The organism is Occallatibacter sp. (genome assembly GCF_035317045.1).
Classification (GTDB): domain Bacteria; phylum Acidobacteriota; class Terriglobia; order Terriglobales; family Acidobacteriaceae; genus Telmatobacter.
In genome coordinates, this window is the sequence record NZ_DATHHT010000040.1 from 43,014 (window position 1) to 63,271 (window position 20,258).

Annotated in this window: 16 protein-coding genes; 3 read left to right on the forward strand and 13 right to left on the reverse strand. The window is 57.7% G+C overall.

The annotated features are described in order from the left end of the window. Positions 1-78: 78 nt before the first annotated feature. From VK574_RS19390 to nusG, 8 genes are all read right to left on the reverse strand, one after another. Complete coding sequence (locus tag VK574_RS19390) at positions 79-1,818, reverse strand: glycosyltransferase (RefSeq protein WP_472801526.1); 1,740 nt, start codon at positions 1,816-1,818, stop codon at positions 79-81. Next, positions 1,815-3,095 (reverse strand): O-antigen polymerase, encoded by a 1,281-nt coding sequence (locus VK574_RS19395; protein ID WP_472801527.1) that lies wholly within the window; start codon positions 3,093-3,095, stop codon positions 1,815-1,817. The genes VK574_RS19390 and VK574_RS19395 overlap by 4 nt, the downstream gene beginning before the upstream one ends. Beyond that, a complete protein-coding gene (locus VK574_RS19400) occupies positions 3,092-4,087 on the reverse strand; it encodes a glycosyltransferase (RefSeq protein WP_472801528.1) in 996 nt (331 codons plus the stop codon). The genes VK574_RS19395 and VK574_RS19400 overlap by 4 nt, the downstream gene beginning before the upstream one ends. A gap of 3 nt (positions 4,088-4,090) precedes the next feature. Continuing rightward, positions 4,091-5,506, reverse strand: a complete 1,416-nt coding sequence (locus VK574_RS19405; RefSeq protein WP_472801529.1) for a hypothetical protein — start codon at positions 5,504-5,506, stop codon at positions 4,091-4,093. A gap of 67 nt (positions 5,507-5,573) precedes the next feature. Continuing rightward, entirely contained in the window at positions 5,574-6,902 is a 1,329-nt protein-coding gene (locus VK574_RS19410; protein ID WP_472801530.1) for a GumC family protein, read from the reverse strand. 89 nt (positions 6,903-6,991) lie between these two features. Then, positions 6,992-9,607, reverse strand: a complete 2,616-nt coding sequence (locus VK574_RS19415) for an SLBB domain-containing protein (RefSeq protein WP_472801531.1) — start codon at positions 9,605-9,607, stop codon at positions 6,992-6,994. A gap of 147 nt (positions 9,608-9,754) precedes the next feature. Next, on the reverse strand, positions 9,755-10,540 hold the full coding sequence (locus tag VK574_RS19420; protein WP_472801532.1) for a sugar transferase: 786 nt from the start codon (positions 10,538-10,540) through the stop codon (positions 9,755-9,757). Between the two features lie 242 nt (positions 10,541-10,782). Beyond that, positions 10,783-11,514 carry a transcription termination/antitermination protein NusG gene (gene nusG / locus VK574_RS19425; protein WP_472801533.1) on the reverse strand — a complete coding sequence of 244 codons (732 nt, stop codon included), beginning with the start codon at positions 11,512-11,514 and terminating at the stop codon, positions 10,783-10,785. A 321-nt stretch (positions 11,515-11,835) separates the two neighbouring features. Between nusG and VK574_RS19430 the strand changes: the two genes are divergently transcribed. Both VK574_RS19430 and VK574_RS19435 read left to right on the forward strand, forming a co-directional pair. Continuing rightward, complete coding sequence (locus tag VK574_RS19430) at positions 11,836-12,189, forward strand: DUF309 domain-containing protein (RefSeq protein WP_472801534.1); 354 nt, start codon at positions 11,836-11,838, stop codon at positions 12,187-12,189. Positions 12,190-12,524: 335 nt separating this feature from the next. Continuing rightward, entirely contained in the window at positions 12,525-13,103 is a 579-nt protein-coding gene (locus tag VK574_RS19435) for a hypothetical protein (protein WP_472801535.1), read from the forward strand. A 70-nt stretch (positions 13,104-13,173) separates the two neighbouring features. Here VK574_RS19435 and VK574_RS19440 read toward each other — a convergent pair whose 3' ends face one another. Next, entirely contained in the window at positions 13,174-15,525 is a 2,352-nt protein-coding gene (locus VK574_RS19440; RefSeq protein ID WP_472801536.1) for a diguanylate cyclase domain-containing protein, read from the reverse strand. A 551-nt stretch (positions 15,526-16,076) separates the two neighbouring features. Here VK574_RS19440 and VK574_RS19445 point away from each other — a divergent pair. Then, positions 16,077-17,675 (forward strand): M28 family peptidase, encoded by a 1,599-nt coding sequence (locus tag VK574_RS19445; protein ID WP_472801820.1) that lies wholly within the window; start codon positions 16,077-16,079, stop codon positions 17,673-17,675. A gap of 191 nt (positions 17,676-17,866) precedes the next feature. Here the strand turns inward: VK574_RS19445 and rplI are convergent, their stop codons facing one another. From rplI to pth, 4 genes are all read right to left on the reverse strand, one after another. Then, a complete protein-coding gene (gene rplI, locus VK574_RS19450; protein ID WP_472801537.1) occupies positions 17,867-18,358 on the reverse strand; it encodes a 50S ribosomal protein L9 in 492 nt (163 codons plus the stop codon). A gap of 191 nt (positions 18,359-18,549) precedes the next feature. Continuing rightward, positions 18,550-18,912 (reverse strand): 30S ribosomal protein S18, encoded by a 363-nt coding sequence (gene rpsR, locus VK574_RS19455; RefSeq protein WP_472801538.1) that lies wholly within the window; start codon positions 18,910-18,912, stop codon positions 18,550-18,552. Between the two features lie 119 nt (positions 18,913-19,031). Then, complete coding sequence (gene rpsF / locus VK574_RS19460) at positions 19,032-19,472, reverse strand: 30S ribosomal protein S6 (protein ID WP_472801539.1); 441 nt, start codon at positions 19,470-19,472, stop codon at positions 19,032-19,034. Between the two features lie 150 nt (positions 19,473-19,622). After that, on the reverse strand, positions 19,623-20,255 hold the full coding sequence (gene pth, locus VK574_RS19465; protein ID WP_472801540.1) for an aminoacyl-tRNA hydrolase: 633 nt from the start codon (positions 20,253-20,255) through the stop codon (positions 19,623-19,625). Positions 20,256-20,258: the final 3 nt, after the last annotated feature.

Below are 20,258 nucleotides of genomic sequence, written 5' to 3' on the forward strand. Positions count from 1 at the left end.
GACTCTTTCTCGCAGGGCTGGAATTCAGGAATCCACACTGACTTCTTGCCGGTAAATGTTTGCTGTTCCTAACAGGCGTCAACGTTCCGGCTGTTTGCCAAGCGCGTTTCGTGACAGCCATGGCGGCGAGTGGAAGGAATGGACAAGGTGCGCGAGAATCAGCTCGGTCCGCGTGCGGATCTTTTGCAGCGGGGATTTCGCACGGCTTGCATTGTGGCCATGACGCCTGTAGAACAGAAGGTCTTCGTCGATGTACACGAAGTTTCCGCCCACCAAATCGTTCCGTGTTCCGATCCATGCATCATGTAAAAACGACTTGCGCACCGGGAACGGAAGCACCCGCCCCAGTAATGAGGCGCGCAGCGCCATTGCTGATCCCTGATAGTGATTCATGAAAAGATTTCGCCAGAATCCCGGGCGAAACCGGCCATGCCGGTTAATCCGAGAATCGGGCATCGGCTGGTCGCCTTCGTCAATCATCCGCACCCGGCTCTGCACGATTCCCACATCCGGGCCGCACTCAAATGCATCGAGAAACCGCCGTACCTTTGCGGGAGCCCACACGTCATCGTCATCGCTCAGGAATAAAACGTCGCCGGATGCCAAGCGCAGCGCATCTTCAAATGTAGCAACCACCCCTGCATTGTGTTCGTGCTTGAAAATTCGAATACGCGCGTCACCGATCAGTTCAATTCGCTTGAGAGTGTCGTCCGTCGAACAATCGTCAACAATGACAACCTCATCCTCCGGCCTTAACTGCACAAGAATCGATCGCAGCTGAGGTTCGACAAAAGCGCCACCGTTATAGGCTGCCATACACGCTGAAACTTTCAGCTCCGAGTTGACTGCCATCCTCGCTTGCTCGTTGACTGCAAACTTGTCGGTGGACAGCATCCACGCGGCGATCCGCTTCTTGCGCGATGTGAATAGACGTCGAGTCAGCGCTTGCCACGTGAGCCGCCGCAGTTCCGTGGAGTCCTTCCGCCACCATTGCTTCGCGAGGCGTAAAGCCAGCCGTAGCGTCCGTTCCCAACCCGCGGCGCGGTTCATGCGCAGATCCCAGAAGGCCGTTTCGGCAAACAGGGCATTGCGGTAACGCTCCGGGCTCATTCTTCGCTGCATGTCTTTCATCGAAAACTCATGCTGAACCTGGATGTCACCCGCCACATAAACGCGCTTGCCATGCTCGTGCAGCTTGCTGAAGATCATTGCATCGCTGTTGTCGAGCCAGAAGCGCGGATCGTATCCGCCCACTTGTTTGAGGGCAGCAGTGCTCAGCATCGCACCAGAGTTAAAGGCAAACACGAGTTCGCCGGGTACGCCGACATAGCCCGCCGCGTACCACCGTGGAATCGCGCCGAACTGGAAATAATTTGGTGAAAGCTGCCTTCCTCCAGCCGCGATCTGCGGCACAATCGCGCCAACTCCCGCGTAGCGCGAACTCTCGCGAGCGGCAGCAGCCATTTTCACAAAGAAATCCCGCGGCACCGCTGTATCTTGATCGAGCGTCAGCAGCCAGGCCGAACCTTGCTCCACCGCCCACGCGAGCGCCCGGTTATAGGCTGTAGCCAATCCGGAATTGCTTTCATCGGCGAAGTAATGCACGCTTTCCGGCAGATTGCGACCTGCATCTGGTGCGGGGCAATTATCCCAAAGCACCACGTCCACATTTCCACTACCCGGATCGATCTCTTTCCGCGCCGCCATCAAGCTTTGAAATGCCGGTGACTCGGCGGCTTTCATCCGATACAACACGATCACCGCCGTTACCTTCAGGCAACTCGACGCTGGCGCAAACACTGGATGCACTTTGCTCACTTGGGTACCATACCTTCATCGTGCGTGTCGGCCCAATGGAAGCACTTTCGCTGTACCGCGCTCTGAATCGCAAACTCCAGAATCGTCGAAAGGGGCGTGAACATGTCACTGAAAAAAATGAACGAGAGGCAGCCGAGGAAGATGCCGGCCACGAGGATGTTCTTCGGAAGGGAGCGCTCCATCAGCCAGCCGCATCCCACGCCCAGTAACAGGTTGGCGAGATAGACGCCGAGGTAGGAAAAATCGAGAGCGTACGCTGCAAGATAGGTGCTGGCGCCGTCAATGATGCTCAGGTTATCGTGAATGGAAGCGTGGGGATTTGCAGGCGTCAGGAACGAGGGCAGCAACGGATACAGGAACGACAGCGTCGGTCCGTGAAAACTGCCCTTCGCGAAGAGCCAGCACAAGTTGGAAATCGGAATCGAAATGTAGGATGTGAGCCACAGATACGCCATCGGCCAGTCAAAATACTTGTGCCGTATCTGGAGATACTCGAGAAATACGCCTTGCGCGGTGCGCGCATTCCCGATCAGGGTGATCGCAACGATCGCGAGGGCAAGACAGCCAGCCGCGATCGAATACAGCTTCTTCCTGTTCATCCGCGTCTTGAGTGAGAAGACAAAGAGCATCTGCAGGAGCGCGACCATGAGAAGGCCGCGCGTAATGTACAGCGCCATGCCGGCAATGCCGAACATGGCGAACAGGACTTTGCGCCAGCGTGACGCGTCAAGCATTGAGTTGACTGTGATCACGACCAGCAGCGGGAAAAGCACCTGCTTGAATCGGCCGTACGTGAGATACGAAGAAGGATCGCCGAGGGCAGGCGGAGGACCGGATAATATCCAGTTGAACCCAATAATCAAGAGCGAAGCTGCGCAAAACAGAAGATTTATCTGCCACAATCGCGTCACATTCAGCGTGTAGGCAAGGGGCTCCGAACGCGTTGGCCAGCGGTGCAGCAGCGTTCGCGCTACGAGGTATCCAAACAGAAACGATCCCAGCGAAAGCGCAAACAATAAAACCGGCATTCCCATCACCGGATACGAAACATAGGTGATCTGAAAGCTGAGCGATACCAGCATCAGCACCCAGTTCAGCAGAAAGATGATGAGCGGATTGCAGAAAAGCGGAAGCTCACGCCGGCCTAGCAAGACGCTGTGTACAAATCTGTGCTTCGTCAATTTCTCCGTCAGTCTCGGCCACAGGGCAGCAGGCGAAATTGAAACGTCTGCAGGCTGCACCGCGCTGAAGTTCGTACTGAGGAGCGGATCGTTCATGACGCCTCCCGACCCAGACGAAAATCGGTGCACACAGATCCAAGACCCCGAGCGTATTGCATGTAGCGCGGCAACTGACCAACCATCTGTAACGTTCGGACTCCAAGGCTGGGCGAGAGGTTCGATTGCGCTTTCAGGAATGCGATCTTTTCGCGTATTTTCTCGATCAGCGCATCATGTTCATTCCAACCCTCCGCCAGCACGCGGTGCAGCAGGTCTTCAAACTGGCGCGCAACACGGCTATAGAATTGCCGCCGTGTCTCAGGCCTGGAACTCGAGGCTTGCGCGCTCGGAGCGGCCTGGACGCCGAGTTGCTGGCCGACATGAATGCGGTAATCGGTGAGCGGCTCGGGAATTAGGGTCAAACGCGAGTGCAGCGCAATCATCCATGCGAGCCAGCCGTCGTGCACCCAGGACGCGGGAATCGGTGAGCAGTAACGTCGAATGGACGCGCGAAACATCAGGGTGGCTCCCGTCACGATATCGTGCTTCAGGAGCGTTGCCGTTGGGCAACCTATAAAGCTCCGCTGCTTTGCTGCGGTGAACTTATGCCGTGCAAAGAGTCGCATCCCCATAGGGCGCCCATCGCCATCGATCAGGTTGGCGTCAGAGAACGCTCCGCCGAGAAATGGATCCGCAGCCAGGGCTTCCGAAAGCCGCTCCAGCTTGGTCGGCGCCCAGCGGTCATCCTGATCGCACATTGCAATGAGATCGCCGCGCGTCAGGCCGATTGCCTGGTCGAAATTGCGCGTGGATCCCAGTCGTCGACTGTTCAGAATGACCTTGACTGCAAATGGAGCGCGTGCCTGAAACCGTTTCAGGATTGAGAGCGTATCGTCGATCGATTGATCGTCACAGACGATAAGCTCGGAGGGCAACTGCGACTGCAACGCGATGCTCTCGAGTTGTTCCTCGAGATATCGAGCACCGTTGAATGTGCACATCGCGACCGAGATGCGCGGAGCGGATGTGCCTTTGGTCTTTGCGGTCACGAGTCAGATCTCCAGGTGCGCCCATTGGCGTCGTTTTGTCTTGAAGATCGCCGTTGCTGAAATGACTCCTGCCAAGCCAAGCACCACGAAATAGGCGAGCGAAACGCCCCACGCTCCCGAAGTCTTCGCGAATACAACAACACTTCCAGCAGTGCAGAGAGCAATCACAATGGACTGCACCAGGAATGGCTCGCATTTGTGCGCGCGAAGGTAAATCGCCTCGCTCTGCACCACGTGGCTACTTAATGCTGTCAGCAGAAGCAGGAGAAAGATTGGCCAGTCCTCAATGCGGCGACTAATCTTCGGCATAATGTAGGGTGCCGCCAGTACACCGACCAGCACCAGGACAGCACCACCTACAAAGAGTGAAATCGACTGCCACAACGACCGAAAAAACATGCGGTCCAGCTCGGGCGTTTCCTTTTTCGCGATCAGGCTGCCGAATGGTGCAGCTTTTGTGGTCATCCATGCCAGCATCATCGCGCTCATCTGCATCACGATGTTCATGGAGAGGCCCATCTTGCCCGCCTCCACCGGACCGCGAAACGCAAACAGTACAGGCGTGAACAACTGAAAGATAAAGTAGTCGCAGAGCCAGCTCACCGCAATCTTCCACTGGAAGGGCCATACCTCGCGCCGCCAGTTGATTCCACGGTGGGCCACATGCATCCGCAGCAACGGGATAAGCAGCCTGCGACGCGAATACAGCAGAACGCTTGCCACGGCGCCCTGTCCCAGAAGAACCATCGCGGGCGCAAATAGCCCGTGGTGGCTCAGCATCGCGGTCCACGCAGCGGCCACACTCACGGTCGACTGAAAGAAACGCATCCGCGCAACCTGTGCGACCTGCCCGCATCCTTCGAGAAACGAGAGCACCGGGCCAATGGAGAAGGTGATGGCGCAAGCAAGCACGGTAATCCGCAGCGGAACAATCCAAACCTCGGGCGCCTGCGGCTCCTGGTGGAGAGCAAAGAAGCGCATTCCGCCGACCAGCAACAGAATTCCCATAATCGCTGCCGCGCTCGTGTACCAGCGCACCGCGCGCTGTAAGAGAGACGCAAGGCGGAAGTGAGCAGCTTCATTCCCGCTAATGCTGCCATCGGCGTGAAACTCCAGGACCGCCCTTTCATGCGCAGCCACCTGCAGAATCACGAATGAAAATCCCAGTTCGAATACGCTTTGCAGCGCTACCAGGCTCCACAGGGCATAGTAGTAGCCCTGCTGAGAAGCGGAGAGAAAGTGCACAATTAGCAGTACGCTCCCCACGCTTCCCAAGCCCTGCACCACGCGCCCAAGTACCGTGAATGCTATAGCCCTGTCGAGGCCGATGGCGTGAGGCACCTTGTAACGCAGAAAATCGCGCACCACCAGCCAGACACTTCGTGTGGGCCGCGGCGATGTCTTTGTTTCGGTCAGCATAAGTACCGGATCGGATTTCGGTGGTGGATGTGCGGAGTGAAGCGTAGCTGCGGGAGGGCAAACTGCGTCAACTCGTTGCCTCAGGCCGTGCATGCTGCAGCGTGGTCACTTCCTCCTTGGCTTGCTTCGGCCTGACCGTGCGTCCGTTCCAGAGAGATCGTTTCAGAAGGTCGAGCTTGTCTTTGGTGACGGGATTTTGCTGCATCCTCAGCAGGCCTCCCCGTAGCAGAGCCAGCATGATTCCGAAAGTAAAGCCAACGGCAACGCCGGCAATTGCGAAAAGACCGCGCCTCGGAAACGACTTTTCTTCAGGCGGTACCGCAGGGTCCACAACCTGGATGAATGCTCCCTCTCTCGCTTCGTCAAGCTTGGCAAGTTCGAGTTGGCGCGCCAGTACTTCGAAGATTGCTTCGTAGTATTTCACATCGCGCAACCGGCGGACATACTCCAGCCCAGCCTCAGGAACCGCACCCTTGGGAACGAATACGTCGTCTGCGGAGCCGCCTTTCGATCCGACCAGTTTGTCGAATTGCCCGCGTAGACCATCGAGCTCTGTCTGTGCCTGAGTCAAGGCGGGGTTTTCATCGCCGGCGTAGGACCGCATTGCCTGGATCTGCACTTCCTTGGCGACAATCTGGGCGCGTAAGCGAGCTGCAGAATCGATCATCGCTCGGGCCTGACCATCCACCTGCACCATACCGGTGGAGAGCTGTGTCCGCTTCAAGGCCTCATCGGCATTCTCGAGATCGGTTTTTGTTTTATCGAGCTGAGCCTGGAAAATAACCCGGCGCTGCGATGCCTCGGTAATGGCGAGATGCTGCGACAAGTCTCTGAACTGGTTTATATATCCGTTTGCAATTTCCGCGGCACGATTTGGATCGCGGTCCCAGAAGTTGAGCCGGATCAAGCCATCCTTTGTCGAGCCGTCGATCTTGGTATGCTTCTCAAGCGCTCTTCTCGTGTCGGCCAGGTAGGTCTTCCGATACTCCGACTGCAGCCCGTAGTGCTGGATCACCGCATCTTCGACCGAGCGGCTCTTCAACATCGAGACGTACATGTCGTTAACGTTTTTCATGCCGAGCATACTGCCGGCCATTCCGCTCACCGCGCCACCCATGCCCTCCAACTGGCTGGCCAGCATGGAACTCATCGACGAATTCCCTTGCGGAGGAAGAATTATCACCGTTGCGGTGTATTCCTGTGGCAGCGCGAATGCCAGGAGCAGCGCCACCGCCGCGCATATTGCGGTCACGATTCCGACCAGCTTCTTGCGCTGCGTGATAATGAGCAGAACATCCAGGAATGTGAGGTCTTCCGGCTCACCTGGATGAATCGACGGGAAGAGAACATCTTCAACCGGCGATTCTGCCGTGCCGTCGTTTCGCATATTCACCATGTCTCCTGTACTCCAATTGGTGCTCTCGCAACACCTGATTTCATTTGACGCGCACCGGACCGCATGATCAGACGCAATTGGATCCGCGCCTAACGAATCACGTTGATCGCCGCTGCTCCAAGGGCGAACTGTGAAAAGACGGCTGACCAATCGGTCAGGCCGCGCAGAAGTGTAGTTTTGTTTAGCTGTTCTGGAACGATGATCGTATCGCCCGGATAGATAACTTGGCGGTCGAACTTGTCGTCCGCCCAAAGTGTGCGATCGAGATACTGCTTGCTCACCACCGAGCCGTCGGCGCGGATGATGAAGATCTGACGCCGATCGGCATTTCGGTTCGGACCGCCGGCGTTGCGCAGATAATCACCTGCGTGCTTGTGCTCCTGATACACAAACGAGTTCGGATCGTAAACTGCGCCGACAATTCCCACAGTCGAAGGAACCGGAGGTACGACAAAACGATCCCCATCTTCCAAGGGAAGATCGGGAAGCGAATCGATGTCCGACTTGAACGGATCAATGTGAAGGACGATGCGCCCGGTGGCGCGAATCTCCCGCAAGCGATTCACCAGCTCGCGCTGGCTGGCCACCGAAGCGCCAACAGTAGCTGCCTCCTGCGGACTGACGACCGACGAAGCTTTGTTCGAGCCAGAAATTTCGATCTGATACGACAGCGCGGAGACGTATTCATCGAGCCGCTGTTGCTGCTCGCGCCTCGTACTCTCGCGGCTGAACTGCGAACCATAGAGATAAGCTTGTGGCGTGAGCCCACCTGCCCGAAAAGCTAGCTGACGCAGCGTTTCGCCGGGCATGGCGCTGTATACGCCAGAGTGCACGAATTCGCCTTCCAGGCGAATGTACTTCGTCTGTTGTGCGCGCGGCACGCGGATGTCCGCGTCGGAGAAAATCGTAATTACGTCGCCCGGTTCAAGTTGGATGTTGGCGCCGTCATCGTGCTGCAGAACAGCTGCACCCAGGTCAAAGGGATGCAGATGCGTGGTCAGCGTCTTTGGGTCAACGCGCTCGACCACCGCATAGCTCCAATCGATATCCGGTGAGGTTCTCACCACCTGCGTCTCAATTGGAAAATGCGGCGCTGTCACGAGGTGCGGGCCTGAACCGAGGGTTTCATGTGCTTGCCCTGAAACCTGCGTCACGTTACCGGGCTGTCCGCCCTTTGCCGCGGTCCCGTCTTCGCTTGACGCGGCCAGAGACTGGAACTGCGCCGTACTGCCTTGCGCCGCGGAGGTATCGTTGGGCACACCTGCTGTCAAACCGGGAAACAAACCGCTGTTGATGGTCTGTGCATCGGCAGGAGTGACGGGCCGAGTGATGGACTGACCGGGTTGGGTCGTCGGCGTCTCCGTCTTTACTGGCGGGAGCAGGGGTTGAAAGTCCGCAACCGGCAGTCCGAGATGCTCGCGACGCAGCCAATAGTCCGGCGTCAGCAAAGACTCTTTATTCGGGATGAGATCGCGGACGCGCATTCCTTCGCGCCACGCAAACCGCCCCGGCGTAGCCACGTTCCCGCGCAGCGTTACTGTCTTGGCGAAGCGCGGTGCTGCCGCGCGGACGCGAAGAATGTCAGCATTCCGCAGCGGAGCAGCCAGCGAGGTTGCATTCATTGCGACGTCGACGGCAATGCGCGCACTGGCTTCTTCTGACTGCTTCTGCGTGCGCTCGACTTCCAGCATCGACGTCTCTGCTGCCGCTGAAACACCTCCCGCGAGGGCAAGTGCCTCGGCGATGCTTTCAGGCCCGCGCAGTTCATAGATCGCCGGCACATTGACGCTACCAACGACCGCGACCTGCGGCCCCACGGAAGGAAAGTAAAGGACGTCGCCCGTTTCCAGGCTCACATCTTTCGATTTGTCCCCTTTCAAGAGGAGATCGTAGAGATCGAAATCTGCGAAGGACGCGCCATCGCGCTTCAGCAGGATGTGGCGAAGCGATCCTTGAGGCCCAGGTCCTCCGCATGCAAACACTGCGTTCACAAGCGTGCTGAGAGAGCTGACGGTGTAGCTTCCCGGCCGACGCGCCTGCCCTGTAACAAACACCTGAATCGAGCGCAGCTGCCCAAGGTTCACATTCAGGTCATAATTGCGATAAACGCGGTCGAGCCGCGCTTTCAAGAAACCCTGCAACTGGCGAAACTGCAGGCCGGCTACACGAAACTCACCCACCTGCGGAATGTAGACGGAACCTGAGCGGTCGACAGTCAGATGCAGATTCTGCGTCACCTGTCCCCAGGTACGAATCAGGAGTTCGTCTCCCGGACCGATGACATAATCAGGCGAGACAGGAAGCCGCTGTACCGGGGCGAAGGTGTCTGGCACGTTCGCGAACAGCTCGGTCCCGTACACGGGCACAATACGGCCGATTGATCCGGCGACCAACATCTGAAATTCAGTCAACGGTTGTGTCTGGACGGGTCCAGCAGGGCGCTGCCGAAGGCCCGCGGTGTGGTCGAATCCGTCCGCGTTATCGCGATAGACCGACATCGGCGCATTGGGCGCGCCGGGGCTCATATTGGGAAACGGCCAGGATGATCCGAGGCCTCCATCGCCGGTGGGGGTCGATTCGCCAGACGACGACGTCGACCCGCAGGCCGACAAGTCTCCATTGGCACAGTTCGAACTCGTCGAACCCTGCTGAGGGCTGCCCGGATTCACAACGGGGGGCTCGGTCTGCGCTGTTGCTGCGGTCAAGGATAGGGCAACTGAAAAAACGATCAATATCCGCAAGCACCCACTTACGCACGTTCTCATTCTGTTGTCTTCCGGTCGTGAATTTCCGGAGCTGAGCGTCGCTTGACTTAGCACGAGCGATCCGCCCAGTCCCGGTTTAGTTCCAGCTCAATACGCTCCGCGCATCGTGACGACGGCGGGAATGGTCTGGGTAAGAATTTTGAAGTCGAGCAAGCAGCTCCACTTGCTCGCGTAGTCGCGATCGAAGAGGACGCGCCGTTCAAAGCCGACGTCGCTGCGCCCCGAAACCTGCCACAGCCCCGTGATGCCCGGGCGGAACAGATCGTAATAGGCGAACTGTTGACCGTAGAGCGAAACCTCAGCCTCGACGATCGGCCGCGGTCCCACGAGTGACATATCCCCGAGCAGCACGTTGAATAACTGCGGCAACTCATCGAGGCTCAGCTTGCGGATAATCCGGCCCACAGGAGTGATGCGAGGATCTGGTACATCCTTGTTCAGCGGATATGCTGCTTCATTTCTGCGATCCGCTTCAATTCTGCGATGACCGTTGATCTCGAATACGTTGTCCTTGTGCTTCCGCGCGAACATGGAACGGAACTTGATGATGCGGAAAGGCGCGCCGAATCGTCCCAGCCTTTCCTGGGAGAAGAAAATCGGCCCGGGCGATGTCAATGCCACTGCCAGCGCCACCGCAAGCATCACCGGAAAGAACAGGACAATGAGAATGCTCGAGAGCAGAATATCGATGGTTCGTTTCAATACTGCGTAGCGCCACGAGAAAGCCCGTCGCACTGCGGCTGAAAGATAAGGTGTGGGGCGCCTTGAAACCGACGCCGAATTTGTTTCATGCAACATGCCGACGGCCGTAATCGCGCTGATTCCCGGTGCATCGGCTTCATAAATATTTAAGGCAGTACTTTTTCCTTGCATTCGCGATACCCTCGCTTTTTGTTTTTCCATGCCCTCGCGAGTTCTCTAAAGAAATGAGCTCGCAGCGGTGTGCGCATGGGCGTGCGATATAGTTTTCCTCCGATGCCCTCTGAGTGCGGTTGAACACGATCCGTACAAGGTACCGGAGAACGATCAGGGTAGGGATCAAGGCATTTCAATTCGTACAAGAGTCTTCGATACGTTTTTTTATGTGTTTATATGTATCCGTGTGCGCCGGCGGATTACGTACCGGCTAACTCCACATCATCGCCACTCACTTCAATTGCGATACTTTGCATGAGCAGGCTGAGGGTCAGTACAACCTGAAGCCCGCTCTTCTTGCGAAGAACGATTCCCTCCACTCCCGCAAGCGCGCCTCGCGTGATGCGCACTCGCTGTCCTACCGTGAGGAGTGGGTGCGGTTCTGCCTTCGTCGGGTCGAGGCCAGTTCGCAGCGCTTCCACTTCCAGTTCCGGCAGTGGTGCCGGCTGTTTCGCCGTTCCGATCATCGAAACCACACCCGGCACCTCAAGCACTCCAACCCGGTCGTGCAAATCGATGCGAACAAATACATACCCGGGAAACAGCGGAAGATCGAGCATAGCCCTGGTTCCGTCTTTCCAAGTGTGTTGCGTTCGGTAGGTCGGCAGAAAGTGCTCGATCTGCCTTTGCTGCAGGTTTCGAGCAACGCGCTTCTCGTGCCGACATGTCGTGTATACCGCGAACCAGTGCCTTGCAAGGTCCAGAGAGAGTGTCTGCGAGGCAGTTCCGCTGTTTTTGCGCAAAGCTTCGCCATCCTCACTTGGTGCGGTGCTTTTCCACAGCCAAACCGCAGCGAGTTCCTGTTTAGCTGGAAGCCCGAAACATTCAATCGGCTGCCAGCAACGAATACAACCCTGTTGAAGGGCACAGCGACCGCCAGCTCTTTTCAGTTGCAGCCGCTGATCGCCCCTCCTTGTCGGCCTTGCAGACACAAATGCGGTGGACGGGCGCTTGCACGCTCATTCGGGCGCATTGCTACTTGTCTTTCGGGCAACAAATCCTGCAGATGCCTGCAGTTAAGCAAGCACTACGAGCGATGTCATTTGCTTTCTTCTATTCGGCTAAAGTCCAATGTTAAAAACTCTTTACGCAGCCAATTCTGGATCGCCGCAAATCCTGCGACTTCTCCGGCTACAAAGAAGAGACGCAAAAATCGGCCGAAGAGTTATCTGGCCTTTGCGATCCGCCAATATCTTCTTTCCGCCCCATCGTTCGCTCTGCTCGGAGCCGGACACAGGGATAATGAATTCAGGATGCTATTTGATTGGACAACTGGGCCGCTCGCTGCAGGACTGCTCTGCTATCAAAAGCAGGATTTCTTCGACGCACACGAGCATTGGGAAGGCGTTTGGCTGCGGTGCAACGAGCCGGAGAAGACGTTCCTGCAGGCCCTGATCCAGGTCACGGCGGCCTTCCATCATCTAAAGCGTGGCAATCGAGCGGGGACGGCATCGCTGTTGCGTGGGGCGTTGCGGCGGCTAGACGGCTTTCCGGTGGAGTATGAAGGAGTTGCGGTGGATTCGCTCCGCGCGAACATTCGCGAATGGCTCGAAGCGTTCGAACTGGACGATTCTGGGTTTCAGCTTCCGTTTCCGCTGATCCGCTGAGCTCTCGAGTTCAAAGTGTGACATGCCGCGGATTGGGTGTATCCCATACTCTGTAAAGAAAGTCTCCTCTTCGGTGGTTTACGGGGTTTGTGGCTGCAAGGTACTCGGTTGATTTGACTTAGACCCGAAATCTCAGTGGAGAATTTATGCACCCGTTTCATAGCCTTTCCATACCCCGAAACTGACCGCGTTTGGGGGCCGTTCACTCAGAAGGACACTCCCAAGGATGGAAACCTCACGGATGGATATCCGAGCCTCGTTACGTATGGGAGTCCCGGAGGCAGGAGGGCAGTTCGTTTTTGGTCATCCTTACCCTATGATGGGCTGGAAGCCTCATGATTCAAGTCGAGAGAAGGGCCGGTTTTTTGCTGGCGACGTGGGTTTGCGCCGCCGCGCTGGCAGTCGCCGTGTACCCTTGCACCGGCCAGACTGATACGCACAAGAAGAAGGTGGCTCCGCCGCACGAACCAACTTCGGCTGAACTCTTCGCGTACGTGCACGGGGTGCTGCTGGCGTACAGTGCCGAAGACGGTGCGAACGACAATCTCGAAATTTCGATCGATCCCACAGCGACAATCTTAACGATCAAACAGCCCGACGGACACTGCGACATATATCTGAGCGCACTGGATGCAAACACGATCGTGTGGGACGTGTACGACGCGAGCGACTCGATGCAGACGCGGCCTCCGCTGGCGCGGCTCACAGTGGATGCGATGGCGGGCAAGAAGGCCCGCACCTGCTATGACACGGAGAACAACGTCGATCCGTCGATTCCGTCGACGCGGGCGCGGATTTTGTTTTCGTGGGCGATGATTCCGGATGGATCGGGATTTCAGGCGAAGTTCACGAAGGCTCTGAAAAAGCTGATCAAGCTGAGCGGCGGGATGACGGACAAGGATATCTTCAAATAGCCTTGGAGATGCAGGCGGCGATCCAACCGGAACCGTGGCTCTGCTAACGACCGCTTGCGCTGGGATGGCGTCAGGGGCGTTGGCGGTCTGCTTGAGCCTCTTTGTTTTCTTGACGGATGTGCTTGTTCACGTACATGGCGGCGTCGGCAGCGCTCAGGAGGCTATCCTTGGTCGAACCGTCTTCTGGGTAGAGAGCAAAACCGATACTGGCTGAACCGTGGACAATGTATCCTTCGGCGGCAAATGGCTCGTCGAGAGAGCGCTCGAGCCGATGCGCGATCTCTTCCACCGCGGCGCGGTTGCGGACTTGCGGCAGGAGGACGGCAAATTCGTCGCCACCGAGTCGAGCCAGCATGTCGGCGCCACGGAGCTGGCGCTTCATGCGGCTGGCAACCTCCTGCAGGTAGAGATCTCCGACCTGGTGCCCGTAAATATCGTTCACCTGTTTAAAGTCGTTGAGATCGATATAGACCAAACCGAAGATCGTCGCATTCTGACGTGCCTCTTCGATTTGCTTTTCAAGGTAACTCTCCAACGAGAATCGATTGTTGATGTCGGTGAGCAGGTCGAACTCTGAGCGGCGAACCAAGTCGGAGTAGAGTCGCCGGGTTTCAATAGCCAGGCTAGTCAGCGCGGCCGCCGAAAAAAGCGTTTCAGATTCGACGGTCTTTTGATTGGTGAGTGGATCGAAGGCGGCATAAATCTCTCCGAGCGGCGATCCGGTGCGGGCATGGATCACCTCGTGAACGACTCGGAATGCACCGAGGTCTGGGGGACAATTTCCAAGTTGCGCGCCGTCGACGATTTGGCACCAGCAGGGCGCGCCGCGCAGTCTGAATGAAACCAGCTCCGTAATTTGCTCAATGATCTCGGCCAGAGGGCGAGAGCCGTTGATGTCTTCAAGAATGCGGCTTCTGCGACGCTCGATGTAGGCCATCGAGGCGTTTTCCCGGCGCACTTTCCGTTCAATAAACCAACCCCGTGTGCCGGCTGCAAACAGCAGCGCGAGCAGTATTCCCACAAGAAAGACGAGATTGCGAACGCTCAGGGGTGAAGGACCGGCAATGACAGAAATATCGTCGAAGGAGCGAAGCAGGATGTTGAATGGCACTTCCTGCTTGGTGGGATCGATCGAATTTGCTTGAACGACCATGCAGATGCCGGTGGCGCGGATTCTGGTTCCTACCGGAATCTGCAACATTGGACGGAGAGGCCTGTCGATCGGAGGATGGCGATAAACCGCGGTAAAGAGCTTGCCTTCTGACGTGAGGACGAATTCATCCTGCGAGCCTTCTCTGACCGCGGTCACAAGCTGGCCTTCGAACGACACCAGGTCACTTTGACGGCCATCAGGGTCACCGCTGTTCCACGTAGCCAGTTGACGCCAAGTTGAGGGTTGCGGCCGGATCGGCTCGAAGATATTCGTGTCCTGGATTTCGCCATCCGTGAGTGCGAGGAATCCCTCATGGGCGTCTGGAAATCCGGTCGCGACCACCAAATCTCCGATCCGTAACGGAATACTGGACCGCGTCGATACCCACAGGCTTTCGGCGCCATTCTGCAAAACGACGCCAGAACCTGGCTGATAGTAGGTGAGCGTTCCTTTCACTCGAACGCGCTGCGACACGTCGCGGACGTAGGAACTTGATAGCACCTTGTCCATCGGTGTGATGGGGAGAGAATCCGGGGTTCTTTCGGCAGCCTTCAAAATTCTCACGTCTGCAATCGAAGGAACCTCGAGGAGAATTCCGATCAGTTGCATCTTGCTGTCGAATTTCCCTGATACCACTCCAGTGACTTCAACCTCGGAGTCCAGTACTCCGTTAACCCTGGTCACATCGGTTCCCACAACGGTCGCATCAATCGGGCCGCCATCCATCAGCAGCTTCATGTAGATTCCGTGCGTGGTTCCGAAATTAACGATGTCAGCACTGCGAATGGTGGCCCGGATGGAGACGAGCATGCAATCGCGCTGCGCACGGATCAGCTGTTGAAAGTCGGCTGGCACTGGCTTGGGAAGAGCACCGTGTCGAAGAACAGAGATGCTGTCACTGACAACATCCGGGGTAAAACTATCCCGCGTCTTTCCTTGAATCAGCACCCGATCGCCGGGATTTAAGTCTTGATACGCCTTAGTCTCGACATAGATTGCCTCTTCGCCATCCTGCACAAAGAGGTCGACGTCGCTTTTGTTGTAGTAGGTAACCGTGGCCTCGAAGGCAACGGGCAAGGCGCCTCGGGCCTGAGCTTTGGTCAGTGTGTTGATGGCATGGAGAGAGGTGATGACGCCAGGGCCGGACTCCGCGGCGCAAGCTGCGGAGGTAAATGTAGCGGCCATCGCAAACGCAAAGAGAAGGGTCCGCAGGAGAGTGGTTCCTACCGAACCTGTTGCGCGTACTCTGGTTGGCCCCGCTTCGCCCATGATGCTTACACTTCCCTGCTCCTTGATGGAATTCCGGCGGAGCCGCACGGCCGTCCCAGGTTTTTGAGTTGGCCGCTGAATGAGCCTGATAATACTCTCATTCCGCGCCCGGGAACCAAATGGAACCATAGCTTTAGACGCGCTCGTAACGAGGGCCGGGCAAGACGACGTTTTGTGACCCTGATGGCGATCAAAGCAATCACTGGCCCGTGACTGCCAGGTCTGCCCGTCCAACTTGGCTCGGTCACCCTCTGGTAGCCAAGAATTCTCCGGGTGAATACGACCAAGGCCGCAAAAACTCACAAGACAACTCCGTTTGAAGTGAGGGAATTGCACAGGTACTAGCAATGAGTTTGTGTTGCATTGTGAGCTCAAATTCAATAGCTTTGTCACGTCTCGAAATTGAGAGATTCTGACGAACTGCCTTCCCACGGATGAGAGGACCGATCCTTTCCTCTTTCCGGGCGTTCGCCAACCAACATCATTTTTCTAAAAGGAGAAACATCGTGAACCTGCTTCATTTGAGGGCGGCCGCTGCCGCCGCGTGCACTATGACCTTGCTTTTCACTTCGGTTGCAACGGGGCAGGAACAGGATGGCGACAGGGTCGATCTGAGCGCTTTGACGCTGATCAAGAATGAGGCCTTTCAGCATTCCCAGGTGATGGAGAACCTCTTCTACATCTCCGAGGTTTACGGACCCCGCGTCAACAATAGCCGTAATCATCGAGCGGCGGCAGAGTGGGCCATGCAGCGGCTGAAGGATTGGGGATTGCAGAATGTGCACCTGGAGAAATGGGGACCATTCGGCGACGGCTGGCAGATCAAGAAATACTATGGCGCGCTGGAATCGCCGGCGTACGCGTCGCTGATCGGGTTTCCTCTGGCGTGGACTCCTGGAACCAACGGACCGGTGACGGCGGAGGCTGTGCTGGCGCCGCTACACTCGGAAGCAGACTTTGCCAAATACAAAGGCAAGCTGAAGGGCAAGATCGTGCTGATCTTCGACCCGCGCGAACTCACGTTGCACACCGAGGCGGACGCGAAGCGGCTGACCGATGCGGAAGTGGAAGAGCGCACGAAGACACCGGACCCATCACACATGGGTTTCTTTTTCCCGATGCGGGCTGGAGCAGCACCGCGGCCGGGCGAGTATACGCCTTCGACGCTTTCGACGGCTGCGCCGAGCGGACGGATTCTGCGCAACCAGGTGAATGCCTTTTTGAAGGAAGAGGGTGTGGCCGTGGCGCTGACGCCGGGCTACAACGGGGACGGTGGCACGATCTTCGCGTCGTACGGGGGATCGCAGGATCCCAAGGATCCGGTGGGGCCTCCAATGGCAGCCATCACGCCGGAGCAGTACAACCGCATCTGCCGGCTGCTCGAGCACGGCATCACGCCGAAGCTTACTTTCGACATTGAGACCGAATACCAGAAGGATGACCTGATGGGCTTCAACGTGGTGGGGGAGATTCCGGGCACGACGAACGCTGATGAGGTCGTGATGGTGGGCGGCCATTTCGACAGCTGGCAGGGCGGCACGGGCGCGACCGACAACGGCACGGGCTCCGCCGTGGCGATGGAGGCGGTGCGGATTCTGGCCACGATGCACAAGCCGATGGCGCGGACGGTTCGTGTGGCGCTGTGGGGTGGCGAAGAAGAAGGGCTCTACGGTTCGCTTGCCTATGTGCAACAACACTTCGCGCCGCGCGACACGATGAAGAAGACCCCGGAGTACGACAAGCTGGATGTGTATTTCAATGACGACTCAGGGTCGGGGAAGTTCCGCGCGGTGTCGGCGCTGGGGAACTCACAGATGGCTGCGATCTTCCAGTCGTGGATTGCGCCTATCAGGGATCTGGGTATCGAGACGGTGGTGGGGTTGACTTCAGGACCAACGAGAGAGCCGGGCGGTACCGACTCGACCAGCTTCTCGTGGATTGGTTTGGATGGAATCGGTTTCATGCAGGATCCGCTGGAGTACGGCTCCCGCACGCATCATTCAAATATGGATTTGTATGACCGCGTGCAGAAGGGCGATGTGATGCAGGGGGCGATGATCGAGGCTTGGTTTGCTTACAACGCGGCGACGCGGGGCGAGATGCTGCCTCGGATTGAGACGCCAGGGGCGGAGACGAAGAAGGGAGAGTGAGGTGCTGTCGGTGGGGTTCTTGGGCACCTGGGCCCGTAGCCAGAAGCAACTGCAGGTTCCTCCGCTCGCTGCGCTCGGTCGGAATGACAGTGCTTGATCCTGTTCAGGAGTGTGATGGGATGGGAAGTGGCTGGATACACTACCGCCCCCCGTTTGTGGCGGGAGGCGGCTGGTCAGAAGGGCTAATGCTGTCAGTCAGCGACAGCGGTTGCGGCGACGGGCTCGTGAACTTCCTGAGACGCATCGGCCGCTACGGTGACCCTGAGGTGCGCGGTGACCTCGCGGTGCAGCTTGATGGAAATGGTGAAATCGCCCAGGCTCTTGATCGGTTCATTGAGCTGAATCTTGCGGCGATCCACTTCAAAGCCCTTGGCAGCAAGTTCACTGGCAATATCGGCCGAGGTGACGGAACCGAACAGCTGGCCATTCTCGCCAGACTTGCGGGTAAAGCTGAGACTGACGGTTTCGAGCTTGGCAACCAGTTCCTGCGCCTGTACCTTTTCGGTGGCAGAGCGGCGCGCGGCAGCTTCTTTCATCTGTTCAATGACGGCCTTGTTGGCCAGTGTGGCCTGCAGCGCCAGCTTGCGCGGAAGCAGGAAATTGCGGCCGTAGCCGTCCGCCACCTTCACGACATCGCCGCGGTGGCCGAGGTTGGCTACGTCTTCTTTCAGTATGACTTCCATTTGAAAATCTCCAGATTTTACGGTCGGCCAGACATCGTGCCGTCCGTCCGTTGTGTTAGACACAGGCGGCTGACTTTCAGTTGCGCCGCGCCAGATTCTATCGCGATTCTTGCGCGAACGTCGCCTGCGAAATTATTCAGTCACTACAACTAAAGCGCCATAGGTAAGAGAGGCGCCTCAGAGTGTGCAAGTTAGTGCCGTGTTGCAAAGGGCAGCAGGGCGATATTGCGTGCCTGCTTGATGGCCCGTGTCAGGCGACGCTGGTGCTTGGTGCAGACACCGGTGAGGCGACGGGGCACAATCTTGCCACGCTCGGCCACAAATCCCTGCAACAGGCGGACATCCCGATAGGGAATGGCGTCGATTTTCTCCGTGCAGAACTTGCAGACCTTCTTGCGGCGGAAGAACTTGCCGCGACCGCCGGGTCCGCCGGAACCGCCCGGACGGCCTCCGGGACGACCGCCACCAGGGCCGGAACCGGGTCCACCGGACGGACGTTCGCTTTGGGGTGCTGGTGCGCTCACTTCGGGCGCTTTTACTGTTTCGTCAGACATTTTGTTTCCTCTTTATTCTGTTGGCTTTTCGGCGGCCTGAACGCAGGCACGGAAAGGCAGTGTCAAACCGCCGCAAGCGGGTCCGATATGGACACGAAGGCGGCGAAATCCATGAGAAGCTAAGCGCTGGCCGGGACGGACTCCGGTGCCTCGGCAACTGGAGCTGCGGCAACCGGGGCATGGGCGGCCGGTGCAGCAGGTGCAGGCGCTTCCGCGCTGACCTTGCGGCGCGTGCCACGCAATGCCTTCACTTTCGCCAGGCGCTTCTCTTCCTCGTCGATGCGCACGGTGATGAACTTGATGACCGGCTCGGAGACGCGAAGACGACGTTCGAGTTCGAGCACCACGGGGCCGCCGGCCTCGACGGTCATCAGGACGTAGTTTCCGTCGTTGAACTTGCGGACAAGGTAGGCGAGCTTGCGGCGGCCCATCTTGTCCACGTTCTTCACCACGCCGCCACCATTGGTGACGTTCGTGGTGAAGCCCGCGATCAGCTTGTCGACGTCTTCTTCGGCCACATCCGGCCGAACGATAAACATAACCTCATATACACGAGACATCTGTATTCCCTCCCGCCGCTTGCGCGGCAGTGATCAGTTTTCAGTGAACAGTGATCAGAAAAGGCCGCCGATTCTGTTCCTGAATCTCTTCCCTCCGCAAATTGCCAGTCACAAGCTGTTTGACTCTGACCACTGAACACTGACCACTGGTCACTGTTCTTTGCGGTTAAATTCGTTCATTGCGGGGCCCGGTCCGTCCTGGATGATGCGCCGTGTGGCCGTTGCCACTTTGTCGAGCACCTCATCGAGTTTGGCCAGGTCCGCCTTCCGCATCGGCGAAAGGAGGTAATCCCTGCCCGGTCTTTTGCTGCCGGCCACGATGGCTTCTGGCGGCAAATCCGGTCCTACGCCGATACGCAACCGCAACCACTCCTGGCTGCCCAGGGCCGAGGTTACGCTGCGGGCTCCGTTGTGTCCCGCGGGCGAACCGCGCTCCCTGATCTTGAATGTCCCCAGCACCAGGTCCAGCTCGTCGTAAATCACGAGCAGGTCTCGTGCCGGGTCCACCTCGAACTCCTGAATCAGAGCGGCCAGTGCGAGCCCGCTAAGATTCATAAATGTCTCCGGCTTGGCCAGGATCGTTTCGCGCCCTCCGATACGGCAGGTTGCGGTAACGGCCCGGCATCGCCGGTTCTGGACCACAACGCCTTGCAGCTCGGCGATGCGGTCAATTGCCATGAACCCCGCGTTATGCGGCGTCCAGAAATACTCGAGTCCGGGATTGCCGAGCCCCACCACAAGGAAGGGCCCGGTCCGAATTCCGCTCTCGTTCGTGTCTTCCACCGG

What these genes read in the sequence shown, in the direction of transcription:
- rpsF (WP_472801539.1), bottom strand. Translation starts at nt 19,472, where the DNA reads ATGTCTCGTGTATATGAGGTTATGTTTATCGTTCGGCCGGATGTGGCC.
- VK574_RS19435 (WP_472801535.1), top strand. Translation starts at nt 12,525, where the DNA reads ATGATTCAAGTCGAGAGAAGGGCCGGTTTTTTGCTGGCGACGTGGGTT.
- rplI (WP_472801537.1), bottom strand. Translation starts at nt 18,358, where the DNA reads ATGGAAGTCATACTGAAAGAAGACGTAGCCAACCTCGGCCACCGCGGC.
- VK574_RS19445 (WP_472801820.1), top strand. Translation starts at nt 16,077, where the DNA reads ATGACCTTGCTTTTCACTTCGGTTGCAACGGGGCAGGAACAGGATGGC.
- VK574_RS19410 (WP_472801530.1), bottom strand. Translation starts at nt 6,902, where the DNA reads ATGGTGAATATGCGAAACGACGGCACGGCAGAATCGCCGGTTGAAGAT.
- VK574_RS19440 (WP_472801536.1), bottom strand. Translation starts at nt 15,525, where the DNA reads ATGGGCGAAGCGGGGCCAACCAGAGTACGCGCAACAGGTTCGGTAGGA.
- VK574_RS19405 (WP_472801529.1), bottom strand. Translation starts at nt 5,506, where the DNA reads ATGCTGACCGAAACAAAGACATCGCCGCGGCCCACACGAAGTGTCTGG.
- VK574_RS19420 (WP_472801532.1), bottom strand. Translation starts at nt 10,540, where the DNA reads ATGCAAGGAAAAAGTACTGCCTTAAATATTTATGAAGCCGATGCACCG.
- rpsR (WP_472801538.1), bottom strand. Translation starts at nt 18,912, where the DNA reads ATGTCTGACGAAACAGTAAAAGCGCCCGAAGTGAGCGCACCAGCACCC.
- VK574_RS19395 (WP_472801527.1), bottom strand. Translation starts at nt 3,095, where the DNA reads ATGAACGATCCGCTCCTCAGTACGAACTTCAGCGCGGTGCAGCCTGCA.
- VK574_RS19430 (WP_472801534.1), top strand. Translation starts at nt 11,836, where the DNA reads ATGCTATTTGATTGGACAACTGGGCCGCTCGCTGCAGGACTGCTCTGC.